Raw genomic sequence first — 8,489 nt, forward strand, 5'->3', positions numbered from 1 at the left:
ACCGGCCCGGACGGCGGCGAACGGCGCCGCGTGACGCGGCCTGTCAGTGCCGTGGTGTGCAATGGGACCCGTGCCCGCGCTTCACGAACCCCTGAAGAAGATCCTCGGCGGCAGCACCGCGAAGGTGATGGCCGAGCACCTCGACCTGCACACGGCCGGCGATCTGCTGCACCACTACCCGCGCCGCTACGCCGAGCGCGGCGAGCTGACCCGCCTCGCGGACCTGCCGCTGGACGAGCACGTCACCGTCGTCGCCCAGGTCGCCAAGGCCGCCATGAAGACCTTCAACCACGGCAAGGGCGTCCGCCTGGAAGTCGTCGTCACCGACGGCAGCGGCTCCCTGACGCTCGTCTTCTTCGGCCGCGGCGCCTATGCACGGGAGAAGGAGCTGATCCCCGGCCGTCGTGGCATGTTCGCCGGCAAGGTCTCCGTCTTCAACCGCACCCGCCAGCTCCTCCACCCCGACTACGAGCTCCTGGACCGCGACAGCGAAGCCGGCGCCGCCGAGGCCTTCGCGGGCCGCCTGCTGCCGATCTACCCCGCTTGCAAGCAGTTCCAGTCGTGGAAGCTCACCAAGGCCGTCGACACCCTGCTGGATCTCTTCGAGGCCGAGCAGTGGCAGGGCCTCATGGACCCGCTGCCCCCTTCGCTGCGCGACGGCCGCGGCCTCGCGGAGCTCCCCGACGCCTTCCGCAAGGTCCACCGGCCCCGCACCAAGGCCGACATCGAGGACGCCCGGGCCCGCCTGAAGTGGGACGAGGCGTTCGTCCTCCAGGTCGCCCTCGCCCGCCGCCGGCACGCCGATTCCCAGCTGCCCGCCGTCGCCCGCAAGCCCGTGGCCGGCGGCATCCTCGACGCCTTCGACGCCAAGCTGCCCTTCACCCTCACCGAGGGCCAGCGCACCGTCTCCGCGGAGATCTTCGACGACCTGGCCACCGAGCACCCCATGCACCGCCTCCTCCAGGGAGAGGTCGGCTCCGGGAAGACCATGGTGGCGCTGCGCGCCATGCTGGGCGTCGTCGACGCGGGCGGTCAGGCCGCCATGCTCGCCCCCACCGAAGTGCTCGCGCAGCAGCACCACCGGTCCGTCGTCGAGATGATGGGCGAGCTCGCCGAGGGCGGCATGCTCGGCGGCGCCGAGCACGGCACCAAGGTCGTGCTGCTCACGGGCTCCATGGGGATGGCGGCCCGGCGGCAGGCGCTGCTCGACCTCGTCACCGGCGAAGCCGGCATCGTCATCGGCACCCACGCCCTCATCGAGGACAAGGTGCAGTTCCACGACCTCGGCCTGGTCGTCGTGGACGAGCAGCACCGCTTCGGCGTCGAGCAGCGCGACGCCCTGCGCTCGAAGGGCAAGCAGCCGCCGCACCTCCTCGTGATGACGGCGACCCCCATCCCGCGCACCGTCGCCATGACCGTCTTCGGCGACCTGGAGACCTCCGTCCTGGACCAGCTGCCGGCCGGCCGCTCGCCCATCGCCACCCACGTGGTGCCCGCGAAGGACAAGCCCCACTTCCTGGCGCGCACCTGGGAGCGGGTCCGCGAGGAGATCGAGGGCGGGCACCAGGCGTACGTGGTCTGCCCCCGCATCGGCGACGACCTGGGGGAGGAGAACGGCACCAAGACGGCCGCGAAGGGCCGCTCCGGCAGCTCCAAGGGCGACCCTGAGAAGGCCGCCGCGGAGGCGGACGGCGAGCGGCGCCCGCCCCTCGCCGTCGTGGACGTCACCGAGCAGCTCACCAAGGGGCCCCTGAAGGGGCTGCGCGTGGAGGTGCTGCACGGCCGCATGCAGCCCGAGGCGAAGGACGACGTGATGCGCCGCTTCGCCGCCGGCGAGGTGGACGTCCTGGTCGCCACGACCGTCATCGAGGTCGGTGTGAACGTGCCCAACTCCACCGTCATGGTGATCATGGACGCGGACCGGTTCGGGGTCTCCCAGCTCCACCAGCTGCGTGGCCGCGTGGGGCGCGGCTCCGCCGCGGGCCTGTGCCTGCTCGTCACCGACGCCCCCGAGGCGAGCCCCGCCCGCGCGCGGCTCGCCGCCGTCGCGGGCACGCTCGACGGCTTCGAGCTGTCCCGCATCGACCTCGAACAGCGCCGCGAGGGCGACGTCCTCGGCCAGGCCCAGTCCGGCGTGCGCTCGTCCCTGCGCATGCTCACCGTCATCGACGACGAGGAGATCATCGCCGCGGCCCGCGAGGAGGCCGCCGCGGTCGTCGCAGCCGACCCGGAGCTGGCGGGGCTCCCCGAGCTGCGCACCGCCCTGGACGCCCTGCTGGACGAGGAGCGCGAGCAGTACCTGGACAAGGGCTGACGTACGGCCTGAGGCCCGCCTGAGGGGCGCGGGGGCCGCAGGGCGGCCCGGGGCCGCCGGCCGGCCCCGGGCCTCCGCTGAGCCCCACGTCAAGGGCCCCGCGGAGGCGCCCGCCGGGTGCCGACGCCCTAGGCTGAAGGGGCGGCGCCCCGACCGGCCGACTGTCAGGCCGCCGCTCCGTCACACCGTCGCGAAGGACCGAGGACCCCATGACCCGCGTGATCGCCGGCACCGCCGGCGGACGCCGCCTCGCCGTGCCGCCCGGCACCGGCACCCGCCCGACCTCCGACCGGGCGCGCGAGGGCCTGTTCTCCACCCTGGAGTCCCTCCTGGGCACCCTCCACGGCAGCCGCGTGCTCGACCTGTACGGCGGCTCGGGCGCGGTCGGCCTGGAGGCGCTCTCGCGCGGCGCCGCGCACGTCCTGCTGGTCGAGGCCGACGCCCGCGCGGTGCGCACCATCCGGGACAACGTCCGCACCCTCGGCCTCCCCGGCGCCGAGGTCCGCGCCGGCAAGGCAGAGCAGATCGTCGCCGGACCCGCGCCCTCCGCCCCGTACGACGTGGTCTTCCTGGACCCGCCCTACGCCGTCACCGACGAGGCTCTCCGCGAGATTCTCCTCACACTCCGTACCGGAGGGTGGCTTGCGGACGAGGCGCTGGCCACCGTGGAGCGCAGCACCAGAGGCGGGGAATTCCCCTGGCCGGACGGTTTCGAGGCACTGAGGGCCCGTCGCTACGGCGAGGGGACGCTTTGGTACGGTCGCGCCGCCTCGACGTGCGCCGAAGAGACATCTCCCCGCGCGTCATGAATGGACCGGAGAGCGAGGAGACACCGTTGCGCCGCGCCGTCTGTCCGGGGTCGTTCGACCCCGTCACCAATGGACACCTCGACATCATCGCCCGCGCTTCCAGGCTGTACGACGTCGTCCACGTCGCAGTGATGATCAACAAGTCGAAGCAGGGCCTGTTCACGGTCGAGGAGCGGATAGACCTGCTCCGCCAGGTCACGGCCGAGTACGGGAACGTGAAGGTGGAGGCCTTCCACGGCCTGCTCGTCGACTTCTGCAAGCAGCGCGACATCCCCGCCATCGTCAAGGGGCTGCGGGCGGTCAGCGACTTCGACTACGAGCTGCAGATGGCCCAGATGAACAACGGGCTCTCGGGCGTCGAGACCCTGTTCGTTCCCACCAACCCGACGTACAGCTTCCTGTCGTCCAGCCTGGTCAAGGAGGTCGCCGCCTGGGGCGGCGACGTCTCCCACCTGGTGCCCCCGCTGGTGCTGGAGGCGCTCACCGAACGCCTCGGCGAGCGCTGACGCCCACCCCTCCGCCGGCGGCTGTCGGGCGGGGGCCGACTGCCCGTACAGTCGTCCCCGTTCGTGTCGTCCGGCAGAAGAGAGTGGCGAGCGCCCGGTGGACGTCCAGAAGAAGCTCGACGAGATCGTCGCGACCGTCACCGCCGCACGGTCCATGCCGATGTCCGCCTCATGCGTCATCAACCGCGCCGAGCTGCTCGCCCTCCTCGAAGAGCTCCGCGCCGGGCTGCCCGGCGCGCTCGCCCGGGCCCAGGAGGTCGTCGGCGACCGTGAGCAGCTGGTCGCCGAGGCCCGCGAGGAGGCCGAGCGGATCATCGAGTCCGCCCGGGCCCACCGCGGTTCGCTGATCTCCGACACAGAGGTCGCCCGGCAGTCCCAGGAGGAGGCCGACCGCATCCTCGCCGAGGCCCGCCGGCAGGCCGAGGAGGTCCGCGCCGAGGCCGACGACTACGTCGACAGCAAGCTCGCCAACTTCGAGGTCGTCCTCACCAAGACCATCGGATCCGTCGACCGGGGCCGCGAGAAGCTCCTGGGCCGCACGGAGGAGGGCGGCATGCAGGGCGACCCCGGCGAGGACGCCCCGGAGCCCAGCTCCGACCCCCGCGTCCAGCGGCAGCAGGCCGACGCCTACGTCGACGCCAAGCTGGGCGCGGTCTCGGCCGTCCTGAGCAAGACGCTGGAGGCCGTCGGCCGCGGCCGCGAGAAGCTCCTCGGCGCCCGCCCCGCCGACGAGCTCGGTGCCCATATGGCGGCCCAGGACGGGTTCCGCGCCCCCCACCCCACCAGCGACGCCGACTTCCTCGCCGGACTGGCCGCGCCCCAGGCGCAGACCGCTCCGGAGCCGGCGGCGGCCCCGCATGGGGCGCCTCATGCGGCGCCCCATGCGGGCGGCTACGAGGGCTACTACGAGCCCCAGGCCTACCAGCCGGACCCGTACACCTACCAGCAGCAGTACGGGGCGGACAGCGGATCCCACGGGCACCAGCCGGACCCGTACGCGGTCCAGAGCGGCTACCAGCAGGCCGACCCCTATGCCTGGCCCGCCCATGCCCAGAACGACGGCTACGGGGCCGCCCAGGGCGGCTACGTGCCCCAGCAGCACCAGCCCGCCCAGAGCCCGCCCCATGCGGGCGGCGGCGCACTGGACGAGACGAGCCTCTTCGACACCTCGATGATCAACCTGGAGCAGCTCCGCCGGTACGAACAGGGCCGCTGACCACGAGCCGCCCACCAGCGCCCCGAGGGGCTGACCGGCTGCGCCCGGAGGCCGATTGGGTCTACAGCGACCCGTCCAGTATCCTGGCTCTTCGGTCGCGTGTGCATTCGCGATCTCGGCTGCCCGCGTCCCCTGCGGCCGCAGGGCCGCCGTTGCCGCAGCGTAGAAAGCAGGAAGCCCTGAACGCCCGCCTCGATCACCGTTCCCCTCTCGTGTTCGACACACGCGAGCTGGGTCGGCGTCCCGGTGCGCTGAAGCGGCTCTCCCGCTCCGTCCCGGCCCCTGATCACCTCGGTATCGAGGTCATCTCCGTGGCCGAGGGCGCGACCGTTGAGCTCGACCTCCGACTGGAGTCGGTCATGGAAGGGGTGCTCGTCACAGGCACCGCCCGTGCGCCGCTCACCGGGGAGTGCGTAAGGTGTCTGGAGCCGCTCGAGCGAGAGCTCGAAGTGGACTTCCAGGAGATGTACTCCTACCCCGACGCCGATGACCGGAGCCGCCCCGCGGATACCGGCGACGACGCCGAGGAAGACGAAGAGGACATGCTCTTTCTCGAGGCCGACTTGCTCGACCTCGAACCCGTGCTGCGTGACGCGGTGGTGCTCGCACTGCCGCTGCAGCCGGTGTGCCAGGAAGACTGCCCCGGCCTGTGCTCCGAATGCGGCGCGCGGCTGGCGGACGACCCGGACCACCACCACGAGACCGTCGACATTCGTTGGGCGGCACTGCAGGGACTCGCCGGTTCCGACCAGGACGGCGAGAAGGACAACGCACCCCGCTCCGTCGGGGATGACTCACAGGAGAAGTAGCCGTGGCTGTTCCGAAGCGGAAGATGTCGCGCAGCAACACGCGCCACCGCCGGTCGCAGTGGAAGGCTGCGGTCACCCCCCTGGTGGCGTGCGAGCGCTGCCACGAGCCGAAGCAGCAGCACATCGCGTGCCCGAGCTGCGGCACCTACAACAAGCGCCAGGTCCTCGAGGTCTGATCGGCGGGTGACAGGCTTCATGTCAGACGCCACTACGCCGAAGAGGGCGCCGGCGGACACGGCCTCGTCTCACACGCTTCTGGAAGGGCGGCTCGGGTACAGACTCGAGACCGCCCTTCTGGTGCGTGCGCTGACCCACCGTTCCTACGCGTACGAGAACGGCGGCCTGCCGACCAACGAGCGCCTGGAGTTCCTCGGGGACTCCGTGCTGGGCCTCGTGGTCACGGACACGCTCTACCGCATCCACCCCGACCTGCCCGAGGGCCAGCTGGCCAAGTTGCGGGCCGCGGTGGTCAACTCCCGTGCGCTGGCGGAGGTCGGCCGCGGGCTCGACCTCGGCTCCTTCATCCGGCTCGGCCGCGGTGAGGAGGGCACGGGCGGCCGCAACAAGGCGTCCATCCTCGCGGACACCCTTGAAGCGGTGATCGGTGCGGTCTACCTCGACCAGGGCCTGGAGGCCGCTGCCGAGCTCGTCCACCGGCTCTTCGATCCCCTGATCGAGAAGTCCTCGAACCTCGGCGCCGGCCTGGACTGGAAGACCAGCCTCCAGGAGCTGACCGCGACGGAGGGGCTCGGCGTGCCCGAGTACCTGGTCTCCGAGACCGGTCCCGACCACGAGAAGACCTTCACGGCTGCTGCCCGCGTCGGTGGTGTCGCGTACGGCACCGGCACCGGCCGCAGCAAGAAGGAAGCGGAGCAGCAGGCGGCCGAGGCCGCCTGGCGCGCCATCCACGAGGCGGCCGAAGCACGCGCTGCTGCCGCCAAGAAGGCCGAGGCCGCACCGTCGGCCGACGCCGGGAAGGCCGAGGCCGCCCAGGCCGGAGCCGTGGAGCAGGCCGGGGCCGAGGCCCCCGAGGCCGGCACCGCATCCTGACGCACACGTCCCCGAACGCCGGGCGGGCCTGACTCCAGGCCCGCCCGGCGTTCGGCGAATGTGCCCCCGTACGCGAGTAGCCGCCGTACGCAAGTACCGGCATCCGGAGAACCGGCCGCCTCATGCGCGGCCGCCCCATGCGCTGGAGGAGCACCGTGCCCGAACTGCCCGAGGTCGAGGTCGTACGCCGCGGCCTGGAGCGCTGGGTCTGCGGCCGCACCGTGGCCGCCGTCGACGTGCTCCACCCCCGCGCCATCCGCCGGCACCTCGCCGGGCCCGGCGACTTCGCCGCCCAGCTCGTCGGCCGCCGCCTCGGCACGGCCCGCCGGCGCGGCAAGTACTTGTGGCTGCCTTTGGAGACGGAGGGCCCCACGGGGCCCGATCGCGCGATCCTCGCCCACCTCGGCATGAGCGGCCAGCTCCTCGTCCAACCGCACGAGGCCCCCGACGAGAAGCACCTGCGCATCCGCATCCGGTTCGCCGACGACGCGGGCACGGAGCTGCGCTTCGTCGACCAGCGCACCTTCGGCGGGCTCTCCCTGCACGACACGGTCCCCGGGGACCCCGAGGGGCTCCCCGACGTCATCGCGCACATCGCCCGCGACCCCCTGGACCCCGCCTTCGACGAGGCGGCCTTCCACGCCGCCCTGCGCCGGCGCCGCACCACCATCAAGCGCGCCCTGCTCGACCAGTCACTGATCAGCGGGGTCGGCAACATCTACGCCGACGAGGCGCTGTGGCGCTCCAGGCTGCACTACGACCGCTCCACCGCGACCCTGACCCGGCCGCGCAGCACCGAGCTGCTCACGCACATCCGTGAGGTCATGAACGAGGCTCTCGCCGTCGGCGGCACCAGCTTCGACAGCCTCTACGTCAACGTGAACGGCGAGTCCGGCTACTTCGACCGCTCGCTGGACGCGTACGGGCGCGAGGACGAACCGTGCCGCCGCTGCGGCACGGCCATGCGCCGTCGCCCCTGGATGAACCGCTCCAGCTACTTCTGCCCCCGCTGCCAGCGCCCCCCGCGCCCGCACGCCGCTTCCTAGCGGCGCCCGGCCGGAAGGACCGCGGCGCGCACCCCGGTCGCCGGGGCGCGCGAGGCCCCGGCGACCGGCCGGCGGCGCGAAGCCCCGTCAGTAGCCGAAGTCCTGCGTCCACCAGGGGCCGCTCCCGCTGGTGTTCAGCCCGATGCCGAGCGTCCGGTACTCGCCGTTGAGGATGTTCGCGCGGTGCCCCGCGCTGTGCATCCAGGCGTCCATGACGGCGCGGGCGTCGGGATGGCCCCGGGCGATGTTCTCCCCGCCGAGGTTGCGGATGCCTCGCGTGGCGGCGCGGTCCCAGGGGGTGCGGCCGTCCGGGTCCGTGTGGCTGAAGAACCCCCGCCGGGCCATGTCGTCACTGAACGACTGGGCGAGCCTCGTCAGTTGGGCACTGGCCACCAGGGGCCGGCAACCCGCCTTGGCGCGCTCCTGATTGACCAGTGCGAGCAACTGCTGCGCCATCGCCGGGTACATGCTGGCCTGATCGGCGGCGCTCTCCCGGCCCGTCAGCTGCGCGTGACCGGCCGCCTGGACCTGGTCCCGGGCCTGGGCGCGGGCCCGGTCCGCGGCGTCCGTGCCGTCGTCGTCCGGGGCGTCGGCGGGGGGCGCTTCACCGGAGTCCTCGGAGCCTGAGTCCTCCTCATCGAGGGCGCCACCATGCAGGTGTCCTTCCTCAAGGACCTCGTCACCATGCGGGACCCCGGCAGCCGCTTCTCCTTCCTGCACTACCTGCAGGAGCACGGCC

Annotated in this window: 9 protein-coding genes and 1 pseudogene; 9 read left to right on the forward strand and 1 reads right to left on the reverse strand. The window is 72.6% G+C overall.

Features of this window, described 5'->3' with window-relative positions; translation table 11 throughout:
• The first annotated feature begins 61 nt into the window (after window positions 1–61).
• From recG to mutM, 8 genes are all read left to right on the forward strand, one after another.
• On the forward strand, window positions 62–2,314 hold the full coding sequence (gene recG / locus B7P34_RS23750) for an ATP-dependent DNA helicase RecG (protein ID WP_189382999.1): 2,253 nt from the start codon (window positions 62–64) through the stop codon (window positions 2,312–2,314).
• 209 nt (window positions 2,315–2,523) lie between these two features.
• Window positions 2,524–3,123, forward strand: coding sequence for a 16S rRNA (guanine(966)-N(2))-methyltransferase RsmD (rsmD, locus tag B7P34_RS23755; protein WP_106679595.1), 600 nt, complete (start codon window positions 2,524–2,526; stop codon window positions 3,121–3,123).
• 26 nt (window positions 3,124–3,149) lie between these two features.
• The gene (coaD, locus tag B7P34_RS23760) at window positions 3,150–3,629 is read left to right on the forward strand and encodes a pantetheine-phosphate adenylyltransferase (RefSeq protein WP_223268151.1); all 480 of its coding nucleotides are present in this window, start codon (window positions 3,150–3,152) and stop codon (window positions 3,627–3,629) included.
• A gap of 97 nt (window positions 3,630–3,726) precedes the next feature.
• On the forward strand, window positions 3,727–4,845 hold the full coding sequence (locus B7P34_RS23765; RefSeq protein ID WP_106679597.1) for an ATP synthase F0 subunit B: 1,119 nt from the start codon (window positions 3,727–3,729) through the stop codon (window positions 4,843–4,845).
• Between the two features lie 212 nt (window positions 4,846–5,057).
• Window positions 5,058–5,654, forward strand: a complete 597-nt coding sequence (locus tag B7P34_RS23770; RefSeq protein WP_189383001.1) for a YceD family protein — start codon at window positions 5,058–5,060, stop codon at window positions 5,652–5,654.
• 2 nt (window positions 5,655–5,656) lie between these two features.
• Window positions 5,657–5,830 (forward strand): 50S ribosomal protein L32, encoded by a 174-nt coding sequence (rpmF, locus tag B7P34_RS23775; RefSeq protein ID WP_015657589.1) that lies wholly within the window; start codon window positions 5,657–5,659, stop codon window positions 5,828–5,830.
• Window positions 5,831–5,849: 19 nt separating this feature from the next.
• The gene (rnc, locus tag B7P34_RS23780; protein ID WP_106679601.1) at window positions 5,850–6,704 is read left to right on the forward strand and encodes a ribonuclease III; all 855 of its coding nucleotides are present in this window, start codon (window positions 5,850–5,852) and stop codon (window positions 6,702–6,704) included.
• A gap of 155 nt (window positions 6,705–6,859) precedes the next feature.
• Window positions 6,860–7,750 (forward strand): bifunctional DNA-formamidopyrimidine glycosylase/DNA-(apurinic or apyrimidinic site) lyase, encoded by an 891-nt coding sequence (gene mutM / locus B7P34_RS23785; RefSeq protein ID WP_106679604.1) that lies wholly within the window; start codon window positions 6,860–6,862, stop codon window positions 7,748–7,750.
• 87 nt (window positions 7,751–7,837) lie between these two features.
• On the opposite strand, the gene B7P34_RS38795 is transcribed toward mutM, so the two are convergent.
• Entirely contained in the window at window positions 7,838–8,218 is a 381-nt protein-coding gene (locus B7P34_RS38795; protein WP_353620264.1) for a CAP domain-containing protein, read from the reverse strand.
• Between the two features lie 162 nt (window positions 8,219–8,380).
• Here B7P34_RS38795 and B7P34_RS38800 point away from each other — a divergent pair.
• Window positions 8,381–8,489: pseudogene (locus tag B7P34_RS38800) on the forward strand (SidA/IucD/PvdA family monooxygenase); the annotation flags it as partial.

The organism is Streptosporangium nondiastaticum, assembly GCF_003011965.1.
GTDB lineage: Bacteria > Actinomycetota > Actinomycetes > Streptomycetales > Streptomycetaceae > Streptomyces > Streptomyces nondiastaticus.

What these genes read in the sequence shown, in the direction of transcription:
- rnc (WP_106679601.1), top strand. Translation starts at nt 5,850, where the DNA reads ATGTCAGACGCCACTACGCCGAAGAGGGCGCCGGCGGACACGGCCTCG.
- recG (WP_189382999.1), top strand. Translation starts at nt 62, where the DNA reads ATGGGACCCGTGCCCGCGCTTCACGAACCCCTGAAGAAGATCCTCGGC.
- B7P34_RS38795 (WP_353620264.1), bottom strand. Translation starts at nt 8,218, where the DNA reads ATGTACCCGGCGATGGCGCAGCAGTTGCTCGCACTGGTCAATCAGGAG.
- rsmD (WP_106679595.1), top strand. Translation starts at nt 2,524, where the DNA reads ATGACCCGCGTGATCGCCGGCACCGCCGGCGGACGCCGCCTCGCCGTG.